19 protein-coding genes are annotated in these 18,770 nt (G+C 62.9%); 15 read left to right on the top strand and 4 right to left on the bottom strand.

Annotated elements, in window-relative coordinates; all coding sequences use genetic code 11:
* Positions 1–112: 112 nt before the first annotated feature.
* Positions 113–967, bottom strand: coding sequence for a biotin--[acetyl-CoA-carboxylase] ligase (locus QRN54_RS08165; RefSeq protein ID WP_003940755.1), 855 nt, complete (start codon positions 965–967; stop codon positions 113–115).
* Between the two features lie 115 nt (positions 968–1,082).
* Here QRN54_RS08165 and QRN54_RS08160 point away from each other — a divergent pair, with 115 nt between their 5' ends.
* Genes QRN54_RS08160 through QRN54_RS08150 form a run of 3 tightly spaced genes read left to right on the top strand, consistent with a single transcriptional unit; the run spans position 1,083 to position 3,719 of the window.
* Entirely contained in the window at positions 1,083–2,723 is a 1,641-nt protein-coding gene (locus QRN54_RS08160) for an acyl-CoA carboxylase subunit beta (RefSeq protein ID WP_003940853.1), read from the top strand.
* Positions 2,720–3,061, top strand: a complete 342-nt coding sequence (locus tag QRN54_RS08155) for an acyl-CoA carboxylase subunit epsilon (RefSeq protein ID WP_007731147.1) — start codon at positions 2,720–2,722, stop codon at positions 3,059–3,061. Before QRN54_RS08160 ends, QRN54_RS08155 begins: the two co-directional genes overlap by 4 nt.
* Positions 3,062–3,077: 16 nt before the next feature.
* A complete protein-coding gene (locus QRN54_RS08150; protein WP_007731146.1) occupies positions 3,078–3,719 on the top strand; it encodes a Maf family protein in 642 nt (213 codons plus the stop codon).
* Between the two features lie 109 nt (positions 3,720–3,828).
* On the opposite strand, the gene QRN54_RS08145 is transcribed toward QRN54_RS08150, so the two are convergent.
* Both QRN54_RS08145 and QRN54_RS08140 read right to left on the bottom strand, forming a co-directional pair.
* Positions 3,829–5,136 carry an HNH endonuclease signature motif containing protein gene (locus tag QRN54_RS08145; RefSeq protein ID WP_285181850.1) on the bottom strand — a complete coding sequence of 436 codons (1,308 nt, stop codon included), beginning with the start codon at positions 5,134–5,136 and terminating at the stop codon, positions 3,829–3,831.
* Positions 5,137–5,197: 61 nt separating this feature from the next.
* Entirely contained in the window at positions 5,198–6,895 is a 1,698-nt protein-coding gene (locus tag QRN54_RS08140; protein WP_042922151.1) for an MFS transporter, read from the bottom strand.
* A gap of 150 nt (positions 6,896–7,045) precedes the next feature.
* On the opposite strand from QRN54_RS08140, the gene QRN54_RS08135 reads away from it, so the two are divergent.
* The 9 genes from QRN54_RS08135 to QRN54_RS08095 all read left to right on the top strand — a co-directional run bounded on the left by QRN54_RS08135 (position 7,046) and on the right by QRN54_RS08095 (position 15,990).
* Positions 7,046–8,539 carry a condensation domain-containing protein gene (locus QRN54_RS08135; protein WP_003940824.1) on the top strand — a complete coding sequence of 498 codons (1,494 nt, stop codon included), beginning with the start codon at positions 7,046–7,048 and terminating at the stop codon, positions 8,537–8,539.
* Complete coding sequence (locus tag QRN54_RS08130; RefSeq protein ID WP_075832831.1) at positions 8,539–10,002, top strand: condensation domain-containing protein; 1,464 nt, start codon at positions 8,539–8,541, stop codon at positions 10,000–10,002. The genes QRN54_RS08135 and QRN54_RS08130 overlap by 1 nt, the downstream gene beginning before the upstream one ends.
* Positions 10,003–10,120: 118 nt before the next feature.
* Positions 10,121–11,026, top strand: a complete 906-nt coding sequence (locus QRN54_RS08125; RefSeq protein WP_003940962.1) for a sulfurtransferase — start codon at positions 10,121–10,123, stop codon at positions 11,024–11,026.
* Positions 11,023–11,439, top strand: coding sequence for a SufE family protein (locus QRN54_RS08120; protein WP_003940804.1), 417 nt, complete (start codon positions 11,023–11,025; stop codon positions 11,437–11,439). Before QRN54_RS08125 ends, QRN54_RS08120 begins: the two co-directional genes overlap by 4 nt.
* Positions 11,440–11,443: 4 nt before the next feature.
* Complete coding sequence (locus QRN54_RS08115; protein WP_042449590.1) at positions 11,444–12,844, top strand: condensation domain-containing protein; 1,401 nt, start codon at positions 11,444–11,446, stop codon at positions 12,842–12,844.
* Between the two features lie 138 nt (positions 12,845–12,982).
* Positions 12,983–14,779: an acetyl/propionyl/methylcrotonyl-CoA carboxylase subunit alpha gene (locus tag QRN54_RS08110; protein ID WP_030535031.1), complete on the top strand. Its 1,797-nt coding sequence runs from the start codon at positions 12,983–12,985 to the stop codon at positions 14,777–14,779.
* Between the two features lie 76 nt (positions 14,780–14,855).
* Positions 14,856–15,281, top strand: coding sequence for a DUF1707 SHOCT-like domain-containing protein (locus tag QRN54_RS08105; protein ID WP_063316647.1), 426 nt, complete (start codon positions 14,856–14,858; stop codon positions 15,279–15,281).
* Positions 15,281–15,631, top strand: coding sequence for a hypothetical protein (locus QRN54_RS08100; RefSeq protein WP_003940792.1), 351 nt, complete (start codon positions 15,281–15,283; stop codon positions 15,629–15,631). The genes QRN54_RS08105 and QRN54_RS08100 overlap by 1 nt, the downstream gene beginning before the upstream one ends.
* The gene (locus QRN54_RS08095) at positions 15,628–15,990 is read left to right on the top strand and encodes a VanZ family protein (RefSeq protein ID WP_030535032.1); all 363 of its coding nucleotides are present in this window, start codon (positions 15,628–15,630) and stop codon (positions 15,988–15,990) included. Before QRN54_RS08100 ends, QRN54_RS08095 begins: the two co-directional genes overlap by 4 nt.
* Here the strand turns inward: QRN54_RS08095 and QRN54_RS08090 are convergent, their stop codons facing one another.
* On the bottom strand, positions 15,991–16,791 hold the full coding sequence (locus QRN54_RS08090) for a tyrosine-protein phosphatase (protein WP_007727222.1): 801 nt from the start codon (positions 16,789–16,791) through the stop codon (positions 15,991–15,993).
* 130 nt (positions 16,792–16,921) lie between these two features.
* Between QRN54_RS08090 and uraD the strand changes: the two genes are divergently transcribed.
* The 3 genes from uraD to pucL all read left to right on the top strand — a co-directional run bounded on the left by uraD (position 16,922) and on the right by pucL (position 18,733).
* The gene (gene uraD / locus QRN54_RS08085; protein ID WP_058039126.1) at positions 16,922–17,440 is read left to right on the top strand and encodes a 2-oxo-4-hydroxy-4-carboxy-5-ureidoimidazoline decarboxylase; all 519 of its coding nucleotides are present in this window, start codon (positions 16,922–16,924) and stop codon (positions 17,438–17,440) included.
* On the top strand, positions 17,437–17,766 hold the full coding sequence (uraH, locus tag QRN54_RS08080) for a hydroxyisourate hydrolase (RefSeq protein ID WP_007727227.1): 330 nt from the start codon (positions 17,437–17,439) through the stop codon (positions 17,764–17,766). Before uraD ends, uraH begins: the two co-directional genes overlap by 4 nt.
* A 64-nt stretch (positions 17,767–17,830) precedes the next feature.
* Entirely contained in the window at positions 17,831–18,733 is a 903-nt protein-coding gene (gene pucL / locus QRN54_RS08075; protein WP_030535035.1) for a factor-independent urate hydroxylase, read from the top strand.
* Positions 18,734–18,770 lie beyond the last annotated feature (37 nt).

Below are 18,770 nucleotides of genomic sequence, written 5' to 3'. Positions count from 1 at the left end.
CCTAGGCAGCTCGGTAAATCCCGCAGTTGAGTGAAATGAAGGACGGACGGTTGGTTCGAAAACCGGTCCGGGCCAAAAATTAGCACTTTGGTGCCAGAAAATCCGGCAACGTTCACGATTCGGTGACCGGGGCGGCGCGAAGGTGCGTGATATCACCCGCTGCGACCGCAAAGGTCTCCCCATCTGTTCCCTCGATTTCGATGACGACGCGTCCGGAAGTGTCGACGTCGGTCGCGATACCGAACACCTCCTTGTCGCCCGGCAAGACCGCGCGGACTCGTTTGCCCAGCGTCCCGCAGCGCTGCCGGTATTCGGCAGCCAACACAGATGTATCCCATTTCGACGATTCCCAAGCACGGAATTGCGTCGCCAATTCACGGGCGATTGCGCGAACGAGAGTGTCGCGGTCGACAGTCGATGCTTCTTCGATCAGCAGTGACGTAGCGGTCGGGACGGGCAACTCCTCGACGCCGAGGCTCACGTTCAGCCCGATCCCCACCACCACCGCGGGATCGGGCGCCGTCCTCGCCACCTCGGCCAGAATGCCGGCGACCTTCTTGTCACCGATGAGAACGTCGTTCGGCCACTTGAGTTCTGCGGGCACTTCGGCCACGTTGCGCAGCGCGTCGACGACCGCGATTCCCGACAGTAGCGGGAGCCAACCCATGTCCGCGAGATTCATTCCGGGCATCGACAGCAGAACCGACATCGAGATCTGCGCTTGCGGCGGACTCACCCACGTGCGCGAATGACGGCCACGGGCACTCGCCTGATATTCGGCGATCAGAACGTGACGGTCGGCATCCGGATCTGCCGCTCGCGCAAGGAGATCCGCGTTCGTCGAACCGGTCTCCTCGACAACGTCGAGGCGGTTCCAGAAAACGCGCGCGTCGTCGTTGTCACTGCGCACGAGTGCGCGTCGTAGGGCATTGCCGTCGAGGGGCGGTCGGTTCAAGTCGGTCCACATAGCCCCAGCCTATGACGACGGCGAGAATGTACTGGTCAGTAGCTTGAGCCTGCAAGACAGCGACAATCGGACCTGCCTTCGAAGCCCCCCACGCACTCTCGTTAAGCTCACGTCCATGACCACTGTCCAAGAGCCGAACGCGCCGGAGGCGGCGGCCGCACCCGATATCCACACGACCGCGGGAAAGCTCGCGGACCTGCGGAATCGCCAAGCCCAGGCGCAGGCACCGAGCGGCGAAGCCGCCATCGACAAGGTGCACGCCAAAGGCAAGCTGACCGCCCGCGAGCGCATCACCGCCCTCCTCGACGAGGGCTCCTTCGTCGAACTCGACGCACTGGCACGGCACCGAAGTGTGAACTTCGGTCTCGCTGACAACCGCCCGGTCGGCGACGGCGTCGTCACCGGTTACGGCACCATCGACGGCCGCGACGTCTGTGTCTTCTCACAGGACGCCACCGTTTTCGGCGGATCGCTCGGCGAAATCTACGGTGAGAAGATCGTCAAGGTCATGGACCTCGCGATCCGCACCGGACGGCCCCTCGTCGGCATCAACGAAGGTGCAGGCGCGCGCATTCAGGAAGGCGTCGTCTCGCTCGGCCTCTACGGCGAGATCTTCCACCGCAACGTCCAGGCCTCGGGTGTCATCCCCCAGATCTCACTGATCATGGGACCCGCCGCCGGCGGCCACGTCTACTCCCCCGCACTGACCGACTTCGTCGTGATGGTCGACGAGACTTCCCAGATGTTCGTCACCGGCCCCGACGTCATCAAGACAGTCACTGGTGAAGACGTCACGATGGAAGACCTCGGTGGTGCTCGCACCCACATGGTCAAGTCCGGAGTCGCCCACTACGTCGCTTCCGGCGAGCAGGACGCACTCGACTACGTCAAGGACCTGCTCAGCTACCTGCCGTCCAACAACCAGGCAGCGGCTCCCCGCGGCGAGATCACCGACCCCATCGTCGGTTCGATCGAAGACAGCCTGACCGCCGAGGACATCGAACTCGACACCCTCATCCCGGACTCGGCCAACCAGCCGTACGACATGCACGAGGTCATCCGTCGCATCCTCGACGACGACGAGTTCCTCGAGGTCCAGGCCGAGCGCGCGATGAACATCATCGTCGGTTTCGGTCGCGTCGACGGACGCTCGGTCGGCATCGTCGCCAACCAGCCCACCCAGTTCGCGGGCTGCCTCGACATCGACGCCTCGGAGAAGGCCGCTCGCTTCGTGCGTACCTGCGACGCGTTCAACGTCCCGATCATCACCCTCGTCGACGTTCCCGGTTTCCTCCCCGGAACCGAGCAGGAATACAACGGCATCATCCGTCGCGGCGCGAAGCTCCTCTACGCATACGGAGAAGCAACGGTCGGCAAAATCACGGTCATCACCCGCAAGGCTTACGGCGGAGCGTACGACGTCATGGGCTCCAAGCACATGGGCGCCGACGTGAACCTGGCATGGCCGACCGCTCAGATCGCCGTCATGGGTGCATCCGGAGCAGTCGGATTCGTCTACCGCAAGCAGCTTCTCGAAGCCGCGAAGAACGGCGAAGACGTCGATGCATTGCGCCTCAAGCTGCAGAACGAGTACGAGGACACCCTCGTCAACCCGTACGTCGCCGCTGAGCGCGGATACGTCGACGCTGTCATTCCTCCGTCGCACACCCGCGGACAAATCGTTTCCGCATTGCGACTGCTAGAGCGCAAGGCCGTTTCCCTTCCGCCCAAGAAGCATGGGAACATTCCCCTATGACCGCAACCACCGAGGACATTCTCAGCGAAGATGTCGCACTGGCGGAGACTGCACCGACCAACGGTGCGGTCGTCGAGGGAACCGCGACGGATGCTTCGCTCACGGAGCTGACCGAGACGTCGACCTCCGACGCGTCGGTCATCAAGATCGTCAAGGGTTCGCCCACGGACGTCGAGATCGCGGCACTGGTCAGCGTGCTTGCTGCGGCTGCCGGCAGCGGTCAAGCTCCCGAGTCGAACGTTCCCGCGGAGACCTGGGGCGATCCGACTCAGTTCCACCGCACGCGTGCGCCGTTCTCGCCGTACGCGTACCTGAACCCCGCGATCCGTCGCAGCTGACGATCACTCTGCTGACGTGACTCAACTGGTTCTAGCTTCAGCGTCCCCGGCTCGCCTCGCAGTTCTGCGGGCGGCCGGGGTTTCGCCGCTTGTGCGTGTCTCCGGCGTCGACGAGGACAAGATCGCCGACAACCTCGGACCCGACGCCGCCCCCGAAAAAGTCGTGACGGTGCTGGCGGAGGCCAAGGCCGCCGAAATCGTCCCCGGCCTCGCCGCCGACAATCTCACCGACGTAGTCGTCGTCGGGTGCGATTCGATGCTCCTGATCGACGGGCAACTTCAAGGCAAGCCGGGCAGCGTCGATATCGCCCGAAAGCGATGGGCCGCAATGGCCGGACGCAGCGCCACTCTCTTGACCGGGCACTGTGTCCTACGCGTCGCCGACGGCCGCATCGTCCGCATGGCCTCGGATCACAGCGCAACAGTCGTTCATTTCGCGCAACCGTCCACCGAGGATCTCGAGGCATACCTGGCAACGGGCGAGCCGCTCCAAGTTGCCGGAGCATTCACGCTCGACAGTCTCGGCGGCTGGTTCGTGGAGAGAATCGAGGGTGATCCCTCGAGTGTCATCGGTATCGGATTACCTTTGGTACGAACACTTCTCGAGCGTGTCGGGGTTTCCGTCTCGGATCTCTGGCGCACGCAGAGCATCTTCTGACGCGTTTTCTCCAGGCACGTTTTCTCTAAGCACCACTGACCAGCCCCGCATCGGGTCCATGCCGATGCGAAGCTGGTCGTTTTTGTTGTCACCGAAAAGGTTTGACCCTTCAGGTTTTGAAGGTGGTGTTGGCCGGCCGCGGGTGCTGCTGCGGGTCGATCGAGGGCGGCGGAATGAACAACGGCTTGTTGTCGACCCCGATCCGAATCTCCCACTTCCCGACGAACCCGGATTTCCGGTGCATCAACCGATGATGCGAACGGCACAGCAGGACCAGATTGTTCATCACCGTCGGGCCACCGTTCGCCCAGTGCCGGATATGGTGCGCATCCGTCCACGCGGGCACACACGTGCAGCCGGGGAACGCGCAGCCTTTGTCTCGGGCGATCAACGCCACTCGCTGCTCCGCGGTGACCACCCGTTTCCCGGGTTTCGCATCCAACGGCGCGCCGTGATCGTCGAGCAGAACGGTGGACAGGAAACAATCACACCCGAGAAGCCTGGTCTGCGACACCGACAGCGGCCCCAGCCACGGCATGTGCCCGACATCAAGATCAGACACAGCCACTCCACCATCAGCCATGGAGGGTGTTGCGGCGCAGTCCCGATGCTCAGCGAGATCCCGAGCGTTGATGTGCACGTTCACGTGCGGGCGTTGGCCACCATCGGTACCGGTTTTCGCGCAGTCCAGATACCGGCGGATCAGTTCCGTGAACCCGTCCGCGGTCCGTTTCGCCGCCGACCGAGAATCCGGCGTCCCATCCGGTGCCGGGGTCGGCATCGTCAGATTCGACAACGCCGACAGCAGCATTTCACCGGTCAGGGCATCGAAATCCCCACGCACCACCACCCGGCCATTGAGCGTCGAAGCAATCCGCAACTCATTGAGATCGACATCCTCGGCGGGCGGGATCTCATCCGATTCGAACAACCTCTCCAACGTCGCAATCACGTTCCGCACCTTCGTCGTCGTCGCCTCCACACCCGACGCAGCAGCCAACAACAAATCGATGCACTTCGGTAGCGCCTCCTCCGGCATCCCCTTCGGCGGTGACTCACAGAACGCCACGATCAACACGGCATGCTCGAACGAGCAATCCCCGCCATCGAACCGAGCAGCCACCGCCGGAAACGGCCGCAAAGCCGCACCCAACGCGGCGATCTTCTTCCCGTCCCGAACCTGCAGCATCGTGTTCGCCGCCAACCACGAACCGACACCGCGGCTGGCAATCACCTGATCATCCGGGCGCAACGACAACTCGTCCACCACCGCCACACGCACCGCCTCGAGGCGCAGAATCTCCGCACTCGCCTCGACAGCAGCAGCAGCACGCAACTCAGAAGCAGACAACTGCCACAACCGTCCGCGTAACCCCACCGCAGAACCAGACACCACATCCGACAACAAGACACTCATTGAACCCCCCGATCCCCTGGATACAGGGTACTCGAACACCCGTTCGAGTCAAGGGCAATTTTCAGACCGGCGAATTGACCCGCGGCAGAGCAGTCGACGCCAATCCGATACCGAGCGCAATTGCTGCGATGATCGCGAGCACACGGCGCTGCGCTTCGAGAAATGCTTCGCCGGCCGCCGCGCGAGTCGATGCGTACGCGGCATCAACTGCCACCTGAACGGATTGACCCCCGGCACCGGCGGAGCCGTCCCGGCGACATTCCGGCGCCACCTCCATCGGTGTTCCGGATGCCAATTGGCTTGTTGCGCAATCGACAAAGGCCTTTTCGGCGATGTCGATCAGGCCGGGACCAACGCCGGCAGCTTCAAGGTTCGCAACGTACTCTGGCCGCTCCCCCTGCACTGCTTGCGGAGCTTGCCCCGCGACGAGCGAGAAGAACACCACTCCGATCAAGGCCAGTCCGATGGAGCTGCCAACCTGCTGAACGGTAGGAAGCAGTCCCGACACCGAACCCGCGTGCGCGGGTTCGACCGTCGCAAGGATCGCGGTTTGCAGTGGTGCCACGAACAGTCCGAGACCTGCGCCACCGAGAAGCAGCGGACCGGCGAGCGCGAGCCAGCGTGGATCGGTTCCTTCGCGTTCGAGGATGATCGACAGCGCGATCAGCGAGCCGGCAAAGACGACCATCCCCAGGATCAGAACACGGTTTCCGAGCATCCGGTACACCGCCGATGAGAGAACCGCCGCCACGCCCATTCCGACGGCCCACGGCAGCGTCATGACGCCCGCTCGCAATGCGGAGAACCCGAAGCCGAACTGAAGGGTGAGACTGATGGTGAAGATCAAGGAAGTCAGGGTTCCGAAGAAAACGAACGCAAGAACCGCGCCGATTGTGAAGGCTCGGTCGCGGAAAAGCTCGAGACGAAGGACCGGATCGCCGCCTCGTTTCGCCAAACGCGATTCGTAGAGCACAAACGCCACTGCCACCGGCGCCGACATCGCGAGCATTACGACAAGACCTGTGGGCCATCCGCGCGCCCTTCCCTCGGCCAGGGGAAGGATCAGCAGGAACAGCGCCAGTGATGACAGTGCGGCGCCGATGAGGTCCAGTGAGCGCACATGCTCAGCGCGAGCATCGACGAGATGGAAATATCCGAGAATCAAGGCGGCGATGCCGATCGGGATGTTGACGAAGAAGATCAGGCGCCAGCCCCAGTCGAACAGATTCCACTCGATCAGCAGCCCACCGATCAGAGGCCCGCTGACCGTTGCGAGCCCGATGGTCGCACCGTAGATCCCGAAGACTCGCGGATGCCTGGCCTTCGGAAACAGGCCCGAGATGATGGCAAACGTCTGGGCGGACATCGAACCGGCCGCCAATCCTTGCAGACCCCGGAAGACGATCAACATCGTCGCGCTCTGCGCGAGCCCGCACAGCAACGAGGCAACCACGAATACGGACAGGGCGGTCAGAAAAACAACTCTACGGCCGAACAGGTCCCCCAGCCGCGCTGCAGTGATCAACGAACACGCGAAAGCCAGGATGTACACGCTGACCATGAGCAACTGCGCCGATACGCCTGCTTGAAGATCGACGGCGATACTCGGAAGCGCGACGTTGACGATGGTCGCGTCGAGCAATTGCATGAATGCCGCCGCCAGACTCGTCGCCAACCCGAGCCAGGGCGTCAGAGAACCAGCTCGCCGCCCGCCCTTGTGGTCGGCGCCGACAGCGTCACCTAAAGGGTCCGGAAGCACCGAATGATCCTAATCGAACACAACGCTTCTAGAACCTGTTCTTGTTTAGATTGTAGTATTTCGGACAATTCAGTCCCCCAGATGGGATAGTTCGTCGTCTGCCCATTTTCAGAGCAGGCTTCTCGACGACACACGCAGGAGTTCTACTCGATGGATCTGAACTTGATCACCCATTGGCACCCGCTTCCTGGGCGGGTAATCGAATGGGGCGTCACGCATGCTTCCGCTCAACGAGCCGCCGAAGCCGAGATCGACCGAGAACTACCCCCGACCACGATGCAGGATCGCCACCTGCGACGCGCCCGCGTCACCGCGGAGAAGGGCGATCCGCAGTCTCCGTGGATCGGTATCGCCTTCGATTTTGCAGGAACACTGGACCGCGACGCCATGACGCGAGCCCTTCAGCGCTACATCCGTCGCCACGACACGCTGCACAGCTGGTTCTCGTTCGACGAAGCAACCACCGACGCTGCGGACACCTCGTTCGAGGTCCGTCGACACGTGGTGCCGGTCGAAAGCATCGAACTCGAGTACCGCGTGGGCGACGACGTCTCCGAATCCGAGGCGATCCGCGCGCTCGTCGCGACCAAGTTCGCCACCGAAACCAGCGCGCTGCAGTGGCCGGCCTTCGTGTTCGGTGCCGTCGAGCACCACCATGCCGACCTCGAAGCCGATCCGAGCTTCACCCTGTTCCATGCGGTCGACCACGCCCATTCGGACATGAACTCGATGGTGTTGATGTACGCGGAATTGCGTCAGCTCTACGCAGCGGAAACGACCGGGTCACATCCCGAACTGGGCCCCGCGGGAAGTTACGCACAGTTCGGTCGCGTCGAACGCGAGCGAACAACCGAACTGACGATGCAGTCACCCGAAGTGCACCAGTGGCTCGGTTACCTCATGCGCAGCGGCGGCTCGTTCCCCGGATTTCCGCTCCCGCTCGGGGCCGAAGACGCGCCCAAACCGGCAATCGGTTCACGCTTCGACCTGGCCGATGACATCGAGTGCGAGAAGTTCGGTGCGGTCTGTAAAGCCAACGGCGCCAACTTCATCGGTGGAATATTCACCGCGCTCGCGATTGCGGAATTCGAACTGGCCGGGCGCGACAAGTACATCGCCCTCTCGCCGGTCAGCACACGAACCGAGGCCGACTCGTTTGCACAGGGCTGGTACATCAACCTGATCCCGGTCGGCATCGACGTCGACGACAAGCGACGCTTCACCGAGTTGGCAAAGCTCGGGCAGCAGGGGTACCACGACGGCAAGGCACTCCTCGATGTCTCCGTGCAGCAGGTCATCGATCTGGTTCTGTCGAGCTTGGCCGAGTCGGATTCCGCACCCGGCGGATTGTCGAAGACGCTCACCCCGCCGCCGATCGTCTCGTACATCGACGGCCGCCGCATGCCGGATCCGTACAGTTATGCCGAGACGAAGGCAACGGGAATCGTCGGCGGCAAAGAGACTCAGATCGCGTCGATGTGGATCAACCGGATGCACACCGGAACCTGGATCGCCGTGTCCCACCCTGACACCCCCATTGCCCACGAATCGGCCACCCGCTTCGCCGAGCACGTCTCCAAGATCATCAAAACTGTTGCAGCTCAGGGCGACTACTCGTTCGCGGCACCAGAGGGAGCGGCCTGATGCATGTCACCTCGATCGATCGATACGGACTCGAGCCCGGAATCGTCACCGAATGGTCGCTCCAGCCCGCGGACGGCGCCGTCACCGAGTCGGAAGTACCACCGTCGTACAACCAGCATTTTCACCTCGAGACTGCGCGAACACACGGCATGGGCCGGAGTGTGTGGATGGCAGCCGCATTCGACCTTCCCGGAGAACTGAATCGGCCTGCACTCGATCTCGCGCTGCGCCTGTTCATCAGTCGCCATGACACTCTGCACACAGGATTCGAGGTGGGCGAGTTCACCACCACCCGAATGGGACTCGATCCCGACGGCACACACATCGAGACTTCGGAACCTCTGAAATTCGATTCGACCGAAGACCTCCGAGCGCATCTCAAGAAGCGATTCACGACGGTATGCGATCCACTGACCTTCCCTGCGTACACGTTTGCCACGGTCGAACGCGAAGAGCACTACACGGTCCTGAGCGCGTTCGATCACACACTCGTCGACGGCTACTCGTTGGTCATCGCTCTCGGGGAACTGCGACAGATCTACGAGGGACTGATCGCCCTACCCGATCTGACCGACCACGAGGCCGTCGACGCAGTGATGAGCCGACTGGGTGACCCGGGAAGTTTCGTGCGGTACTGCGAACTGGAGGCAGACGCTCTGCTTCCAGTCGACAACGACCCTCGAATCCGCGAGTGGGCAAGGTTCTACGAGATCTGCGGTGGCACATCACCGAGTTTCCCCTTGGATCTCGGCGTCGAGGGCGGAAAGCCCGCGCCGCAGGGCGCCGATGTGCGCGTGCTGCTCGACGAGGAGCTGACGGCGACGTTCGACGAGATCTGCCTATCCGCCGGCGGTAGCGTGTTCACCGGAATCCTCACTGCGATGGGACTTTCCGTCCACTCGTACACCGGGCAGTCGACGCTTCCGCTGCAATTTCCGCTTCACATTCGCAAAGATCCACGTTGGGCCGACGCGATCGGCTGGCTCACCACGAGCGCGCCGATCACGGTCCAGATCACTCCCGACGCGGATTTCGGTGCATCCCTTGCACATACGCACGCGTCGTTCCGAGTTGCGTTGACGCTCGAGGGCGTCACCATGGCCCAGGTTCGAGATGCTTTGGGCGACAAGATTCGACGCACGCGCACCGACGTCTTCATGGTGTCGTACATCGATTACCGCAAACTACCCGGCACAGACGATCATGATCTGCTCAACGCCCATCACATCAGCAATGTGACGGTCGCCGACGATGCCCAGTTCTGGATTTCGCGAACGAACCGTGGTCTCTCGCTGCGTTCACGCTTTCCCGACACCGAGACGGCAAACGACACCATGGTGAATTTCCTCACCGAACTCGACCGGATTCTGAGGGAAGTCTGCGCCCGGGGCGTGACGCCGATCGGAAGTGTCACCGAACAATTGAGAGATTCGAGCGTCGGAGCAGGAACACCGAGGATTTAGGGTCGGTAACGGGCACGAGCAGGCAGAACCTGCTTCCGGACGTCTCACCTTGCGCACAGCGCATAGAATCGATCAAGTCCGTGTTCGAACCGAACGATTCGTCTTCAGGAGTACGCCCGTGCCCGTTGCCCCCGATCCCTCAACCGCGTTTGCCGAGTTCGCGCATCCCGACCGGTTGGTCTCGACGGAATGGCTCTCGGCGAATCTCGGTGCGCCGGGCCTCAAGGTTGTCGAATCCGACGAAGACGTGTTGTTGTACGACGTCGGCCACATCCCCGGAGCCGTGAAGATCGACTGGCATCTCGACCTCAACGATCCGGTCACCCGCGACTACATCGACGGTGCGAAGTTTGCAGAGTTGATGAACCGCAAGGGCATCGGCCGCGACGACACCGTGGTCATCTACGGCGACAAGAGCAACTGGTGGGCGGCCTACGCACTGTGGGTCTTCACTCTGTTCGGCCACGAGGACGTCCGTCTTCTCGACGGTGGCCGCGATGCGTGGATCGCCGAGAACCGCGACACCGCTTTCGACGTTCCCGACATCACGTCAACGGATTACCCGGTCGTCGAGCGCAACGACGCTCCCATCCGCGCGTTCAAGGACGACGTTCTCGCGCACTTGGGCGACGGGCCGCTCATCGACGTGCGATCTCCGCAGGAGTACACCGGCGAGCGCACCCACATGCCCGACTACCCCGAAGAGGGTGCGTTGCGTGGTGGACACATTCCCAGCGCGCTCAGCATCCCGTGGGCGAAGGCAGCGGCACCGGACAGCCGCTTCCGCACCCGTACCGAACTCGGCGAGATCTACGGCGACCTGTCGGCCGACGACAACATCGTCGCGTACTGCCGCATCGGTGAGCGTTCCAGTCACACCTGGTTCGTGTTGACTCATCTTCTCGGCTACCCGAACGTTCGTAACTACGACGGTTCATGGACCGAGTGGGGCAATGCCGTGCGCGTCCCGATCGTCCAGGGCGAAGAGCCCGGAGCCGTTCCTTCCTCCGTATCGGCGTCATGAGCGCTCTTCCTTCGGCTCTGGCCGAGATCGTCGACGACTTCGCGGCCGTCGGCGCCTCGGACAAGCTCACCCTTCTTCTCGAGTTCAGCCGAGAGCTGCCGCCGTTGCCGGCGGAGCTCGAGCAGAGCGCGATGGAGCCGGTCCCCGAATGTCAGTCGCCGCTCTTCCTCTCGGTCGACGATTCGGATCGCGACAACGTCCGTCTGTACTTCAGCGCTCCCCCCGAGGCTCCCACGACGCGTGGTTTCGCATCGATCCTCGCGCAGGGGCTCGACGGCCACAGCGCCGACGAGATCCTCGGTGTACCCGACGACTTCTATTCGGCGCTCGGTCTCGCAGAAGCCGTGAGCCCGCTCCGTCTGCGCGGAATGTCGGCCATGCTCGCGCGCATCAAGCGGCACTTGCGGGGCTGAAAACATGGAGTTCACCGAACTGGCCGACTATGCGATTCCGGCCGGCGCACTCGTCGAATGGTTGCCGTGCGCAACCGGGCCCTGGGTTCCGGATCCGCGGCCCGTCTCCTACATTCACGAGGCACATCTCAACCGTTCCGCTGCAGGCGCAGGCGACAAGTCTTGGCTGGGAACAGCTTTCGAGATTTCCGGCCCGCTCGACGTCGATGCGTTCCGAGTCGCTCTCGGCCGGTGGATCGACCGTCACGAAGTTCTGCGCTCGCATACCGTCCTCGAGCCCTCGAGCGGCGAGATCACCCGGCACACGGTCCCGCTCGGCGGAATCGACATCGGGGTCGTCAGCCACGGCTACGACGCGTCCAGCCAGGACAACTTCGACCACCTTCACCGCCTGTTCGACGATTACGCGTCCCCGCACAGTTGGCCGTCGTACGTCTTCGCGACGTTGACGCCCCGCGGTGGCGACGGTCCGTTCACCGTGTTCTTCGCGGCGGACCACTCGATCATCGACGGGTTCTCGATCGTGCTGGTCGCTCACGAGATCGCTGCTCTGTACCGCGAGGCCTCGACCGGTAGTGCTGCAAATCTGTTTCCGGTGGGCAGCTACGTCGATTTCGGTGCCGTCGAACGCGAGCAGATGGCCGACATGGAAGCCGAGAAGGCTGCGGTCGAGATCTGGCGAAAGGCTCTCGGCACGGACGGTCTACCCCAGTTCCCGCTACCGATCGGTGACCGTGGAACCGATTCTCAGAACGGCCTGTCGACCTGGCTGCTCGACGCCGACCAGTCCAAGGCCTTCAGTTCGACGTGTGCAGCCACCGGCGTGGGGTACTTCGCCGGACTTCTCGGCGGACTTGCCGCTGTAGGTCGCGAAGTCGCGGGATCCGATCGATTCGAGGTCGTGACGCCAGTTCACACCCGCAGCGCTCAGGAGTGGGCGGGTGCGCTCGGCTGGTTCGTCGGACTGTGCCCGGTCGAGTTCGCCGTTGGATCGGACTGTTCGTTCGGCGACCTCGCGACACGCGCCGCCGAATCCATCGCTTCGGTCAAGCCTGCCGCAGCTGTCCCGTTCGATCGGATCGGTGAGCACCTCGAAACCCCGATCCGACCGCGATTCGTCGTGTCCTACATGGACGTTCGCTTCGTGCCCGAAGCCGCACAGTGGCCCGAATGGAACGCCAGAGCACTTCGAAGCAAGGCATATACGCACGACGTCTACATCTGGATCAACCGCACACCCCAGGGACTCAACCTCGCGGTCAGGTACCCAGGCAACGAGACGGCGAACGCCGCGGTTCACGCCTACGTGGCCGCACTGCGCCGGACCATCGAAGAAATCGTCACCGAACCGGACGCCGCCGCCTCCGACAGCTACTCATCGGTAGTTTTCGAAACCGTTTCCTAAGCCGGAGTGGGCTTTAGCGATCCGGTTACAACCAGCGCCGAAGCGATGCATACACTCCGAAGTGATGCCAATCCCCCGATGGTGAAATCCCAGAGGAATACACCGCGGAGACAGACTATGCGAACCACAGGAGGCTCAGTGCCCAGTCATGCCAGCGCGCACATTACGAAGGTGCTTGTCGCGAACCGCGGTGAAATCGCGGTACGGGTCATCCGGGCGGCCAAGGATGCCGGCTACGGCAGCGTTGCCGTTTACGCCGAGCCCGATGCAGACGCGCAGTTCGTGAAGCTCGCAGACGAGGCATTTGCCCTCGGTGGACAGACGTCCGCCGAGTCCTACCTCGTGTTCGACAAGATCCTCGACGCAGCCAAGAAGTCCGGCGCCGACGCCATCCACCCCGGCTACGGTTTCCTCTCCGAGAACGCCGACTTCGCCCAGGCCGTCATCGACGCGAACCTCATCTGGATCGGTCCGTCACCGCAGTCCATCCGCGACCTCGGCGACAAGGTCACAGCACGCCATATCGCAGAACGCGCGAAGGCGCCGATGGCAGCAGGCACCAAGGATCCCGTCAAGGGCGCCGACGAGGTCGTCGCATTCGCCAAGGAATACGGCGTCCCGGTTGCGATCAAGGCTGCCTTCGGTGGCGGTGGACGCGGCATGAAGGTCGCCCAGACCATTGAGGAAATCCCCGAGCTGTTCGAGTCGGCCACCCGTGAGGCCATCGCAGCCTTCGGTCGCGGCGAGTGCTTCGTCGAGCAGTACCTGGACAAGGCCCGCCACGTCGAGGCTCAGGTCATCGCCGACCAGCACGGCAACGTCGTCGTCGCCGGTACCCGCGACTGCTCGCTGCAGCGTCGCTTCCAGAAGCTCGTCGAAGAGGCTCCCGCTCCCTTCCTGACGGACGACCAGCGTGCACGCATCCACGCATCCGCCAAGGCCATCTGCAAGGAAGCCGGCTACTACGGCGCCGGAACGGTCGAGTACCTGGTTCAGGGCGACACCATCTCCTTCCTCGAGGTCAACACCCGCCTGCAGGTCGAGCACCCCGTCACGGAAGAGACCGCGGGCATCGACCTCGTGCGTCAGCAGTTCCTCATCGCCAACGGCGAAGAACTCTCCATCAAGGAAGATCCCACCCCGCGTGGACACTCCTTCGAGTTCCGCATCAACGGCGAAGACGCCGGCCGCGGCTTCATGCCTGCCCCCGGCCCGGTCTCCGTCTACCGTGAGCCCACGGGCCCCGGCGTTCGCGTCGATTCCGGTGTCGTTGCCGGCGACGTCATCGGCGGACAGTTCGACTCCATGCTCGCCAAGCTCATCGTCACCGGCGCCACCCGCGAAGAAGCCCTCCAGCGGGCATCGCGCGCTCTGGCCGAGTTCGAGATCGACGGCCTCGCGACCGTTCTCCCGTTCCACCGCCACATCGTCGAGAACCCGGCGTTCATCGGTGACGGCGAGAAGTTCGACATCTACACCAAGTGGATCGAAACCGACTGGGTCAACCCCATCGAGCCGTACGCAGGCGCCGGTGCTCCCGTAGACGACGAGGACGAGGCTCTGCCGCGTCAGAACGTCGTCGTCGAGGTCGGTGGACGTCGCGTCGAGGTTTCCCTCCCGGGCCAGTTCTCGCTCGGCAACGGCGGCGGCGCTGCCTCCGGTGCGATCCGCAAGAAGCCGAAGGCGCGCAAGCGCGGCGGCGCCGGCGGAGGTGCAGCATCGGGTGACGCTGTCACGGCTCCGATGCAGGGCACCGTCGTCAAGGTTGCAGTGACCGAAGGCCAGGAAGTCGCAGAAGGCGATCTGATCGCCGTTCTCGAAGCCATGAAGATGGAAAACCCCGTCAACGCGCACAAGGCCGGTGTCGTCACCGGACTGTCCGTCGAGCCGGGTGCAGCAATCACGCAGGGAACGGTTCTCGCAGAACTGAAGTAGGGCCTCCGGCCCCGTGCGCCTTTCCGGTAGTCCCCACTACCGGAAAGGCGCACAGTCGTTTGAGTAGGCTGTAACGATGGCTGACGTCCCCGACATTCGCATCGGCACTGCAGAACGCGAGCAGGCACTCGATCTCCTGAGCGAGCACTTCGCCGCAGGCCGCCTCACCGTCACCGAGTTCGACGAGAGAAGCGGAATCATCAGTGCCGCAACAACTCGCAGTGAACTCGTTCCGGTGTTCGCCGATCTTCCGGGCAACTACCAAGCCCCCGGCACCGCTCCCCTGTCGATGGTGACGCCTCCCGACGCACCGGCGGAGCGAGGCTTCAACCCCGACTGGTCCGGTCGCGTCATGGCCGTCGTCCCGATTCTCGCGGTGATCCTGTTCTTCGTCACCGGTACCTGGTTGTGGTTCCTCGCGATTCCCCTGGCCGGTGCACTGCTGTTCGGTACCGACCGGGAACGCAAAGCCAAGCGCCGCCGCGAGCGGGACTCCGACTGATGGAGCCGATCGAGATCAACGCAGGCGGCTGGTATCTACGCGCACTACGCGCAGACGAGCGTGTGGACGACCGCCCCGCCCTTGCCGATGGTGGTATCACCGACCCCGATTACGTGAGTCAGCGAAGCGCTCAGTGGCACGAAAACAGCGTCTACTCCTGGGCAGTGTGCCAACCCAACACCGGTGAGCTTCTCGCCGAGGTCGTTCTGACGCCTCTCGACTCCACCGCCCTGCTCACCGGCTGGGCCCGCGACGGGCACACCGAGGCGCTCACGACGGCCGCCGACGCCGTCACCAGGTTCGCCGAAGGTGCACTCGGACTCGTCGTCGTCGAGGGGCAGACGAATTGAAGAACAACCGATACTGGCCGTTGGCGATCGCCGTGGTCATTGCCCTGATCATGCTCTTCTCCCCGGGTTCCACCGTCCCGTCGAGCCCGGAGAACACCGACAAGATCACTCACACATTGATGTTCGCGGTATTGGCGATCACCTCGTTGCACGCCCGGATCCCTGCGTGGCTCACCGCGGTGTGGCTCGTGATTTTTGCTGCGACGTCCGAGGTTCTTCAAGCAGCGCTGCCCATTTCGCGTTCCGGTTCGATCTGGGACGGCAGCGCCGACCTGCTCGGCATCGCCATCGGGATCGGTATCGTCAGCCTCGTGACGAGGCGACGAACTTCCCGCCGAGACGAGCCGAGCAGGTCCTGATCAGCTGAGCAGGTTGCTCCGCAATTGGTCCTGGGTCGACGCGTCGATCTTCAAGCCGTCGGTGAAGTAGGCCTCGATGGATCCGTGTACCTGCGCGAGCTCTGCCATCGACGCCTCCAGGTACTCGCGCCTGACACCGAGGACACCCTCGAGCAGGGTCGGGTCGATCCCCTTGGCCTCGAATCGCTCGAGGAGCGGCGCGAACATCGGCAACAAAATCTTGTTGGTTTCGAGGTAGTCCGCGAAGACCGCGTCCTCGGAGGCACCCAGGAACAGCAGTAACGCGGCCGCTGCCCAACCCGTGCGATCCTTGCCCGTGGTGCAGTGAATGAGTGCCGGCGAGCTGGGCGGCTGCGCCAAGTCGACGAACAGTTGCCGGTACGACGCGACCGCACTCGGCAAGGTCACGAAATCGCGGTAACTTCCCTGAAAGTACTCGAGCGCCTGGCCGCTGCCCAACGCTTCGGCAGCAAACGCCGGGTCGGCGATCATCTGCTGCATCTGAGCCGGAATGGCGCGATACTGCTTGTCCGCCAATACGTCCAGGCCGATTTCTCGGATACCGTCCGGCGTCAGATCCGGTGCCGTCTCGCGTTCGGATTCGGTGCGCAGATCGTAGATCGTGACGATGCCCAGATCGGCGAGGGTCTGTGCGCCGTCCGCACTGAGCGATGCCAGATCGGTGGAACGAAACACGCTCCCGGTGCGGACGGTGCCACCGAAGCTCGATTCGGGGCCACCGATGTCTCGGAGGTTCGCCAGGGACGGTACGACGGAAGACAGCTTCGGAGTATCGGTCATACCTGAGAATGTATCGGTCGCCGAGAAACCGTGATCGGGGAAGAGCAGCCGGAGAAATAAGATCGAGACACATCATCTCCCGTAATTGCTGCGCTACAGATCCGTAACATGCTCAAGTAATCCTGTGGACATGCCTACAACGAATTCCAGTGGTCTCGGAGCCTTCGATGCGCTCGGTGACCACCAGGCAGTCGCGGCGCTGCTCGAGTGTTGCCATTCCGCCGTGTGGGCACAGGAAATCGCCTCGTCTCGCCCGTTCGCCGATCTGGAAGCTCTGTTCGACAAAGCAGATGCGGTGCTGGCCGAGCTTCCCGAGTCCGAGATCGACGACGCTCTCTCCGGCCACCCACGAATCGGTGAGCGAAGCGAGAGCGCGGCCTCTACCCGTGAACAGTCGGGAGTCTCGTCGGCGACAGAAGACGTACTCGCGGAACTTCGACGGAAGAACGCCGAGTACGAAGAGACATTCGGCCATGTTTACCTGGTCTGCGCGTCGGGGAAATCGGGAACGGAGCTCCTCGACATCCTTCGAGGTCGTCTCCGAAACGACCCGGCGACCGAGCGTTCCATGCTTCGAACCGAATTGGCCGCCATCAATCGGATCAGACTCGCCCGTCTGATCGATGCACTCGCCGGAGGCACAGCATGAGCAAGACCCTCAGCACGCACGTTCTCGACGCGACGACGGGCAACCCCGCGGCGGGGATTCGCGTCGAACTTCGTGATCGAGACGGCGCCTCCGTCACCACTGCGGAGACCGACTCCGACGGCCGCATCCCCGAACTTGCTCCCGGTGGCCTGACCGCCGGTCACTACACCCTGACTTTCGACACCGGAACGTATTTCGAGACCAACGGACAAGAAAACTTCTACCCGGAAGTGACAGTGACCTTCCGGGTGGACGACACGGCACGGGGCTATCACGTCCCACTGTTGCTGTCGCCCTTTGCTTATTCCACCTATCGCGGGAGCTGAACACGTGACTACCGAAAACATCACGACCGGCAACATCACAACCGGCAGTACGAACACCGAACGGTTGAGCGGATCGATCGAACTATCGGGTCACCAGTACGGCAAAGCGGAAAATCGAGTAGTCCGAATCTATCGAGACACCCCCCGTCACGAAATTCACGACATCAACGTCTCCACCTGCCTGCGTGGGGATTTCGCCGACGCATACCTCACCGGTGATCAATCAAAGGTTCTGCCGACCGACACGCAGAAACAAACGGCCTACTCCTACGCCAAGGAAAAGGGTCTGATCTCGATCGAGACGTACGGACTCGAACTCGCCCGTCATTTCGTCGACGACATCGAACCGGTCAGTGGCGCGCGGATCGAGATCGAGGAATACGCCTGGGAGCGTGCGATTGTCGACGGCAGCGAGCACGACTACACCTGGATTCGGAAGGGTCAGGAAGTTCGGACGGCGTCGATCACCATCGCCGATACCGGGACATGGGTGATCGGCGGCCTGAAGGACCTGGTGATCCTCAAATCGACCGGTAGTGAGTTCTCGGGTTTTCTCGAAGATCCGTACACCGTTCTCGAGCCGACCGACGACCGCGTCATGGCGACGACGTTGGTCGCCCAGTGGCGATTCGTCACCACCGACGTCGACTGGGAATCGGTCTACGCGGGCATCAAGGCACAGATCGTCAAGCAGTTCGCACAGGTACATTCACTTGCCCTGCAGCAGACGCTCTTCCACATCGGCAAGGCAATCCTCGAGGAATTCCCGATCATCGCGGAGGTTCGACTGTCCGCACCCAACAAGCATCATTTCGAATATGCACTCGGCCGCTTCGGAGTGGAGAACGACAACGAGGTGTTCCACGCTGCGGATCGTCCGTACGGCCTGATCCAAGCTGCGGTCAGCCGATCCGACGCACCAGACGCGGGACCGTCGTGGACCACCTACGCCGGTTGGTTGTCGTGACCGAATCAGCTCTCGGGGCAACACTCGTCGTGGCGGG

Origin of the sequence: Rhodococcus sp. MEB032, assembly GCF_030208925.1 — a bacterium.
Taxonomy (GTDB): domain Bacteria; phylum Actinomycetota; class Actinomycetes; order Mycobacteriales; family Mycobacteriaceae; genus Rhodococcus_F; species Rhodococcus_F qingshengii.
Note: the sequence above shows the minus strand (reverse complement) of the source record. Positions and strands in the feature narration are given on the sequence as shown.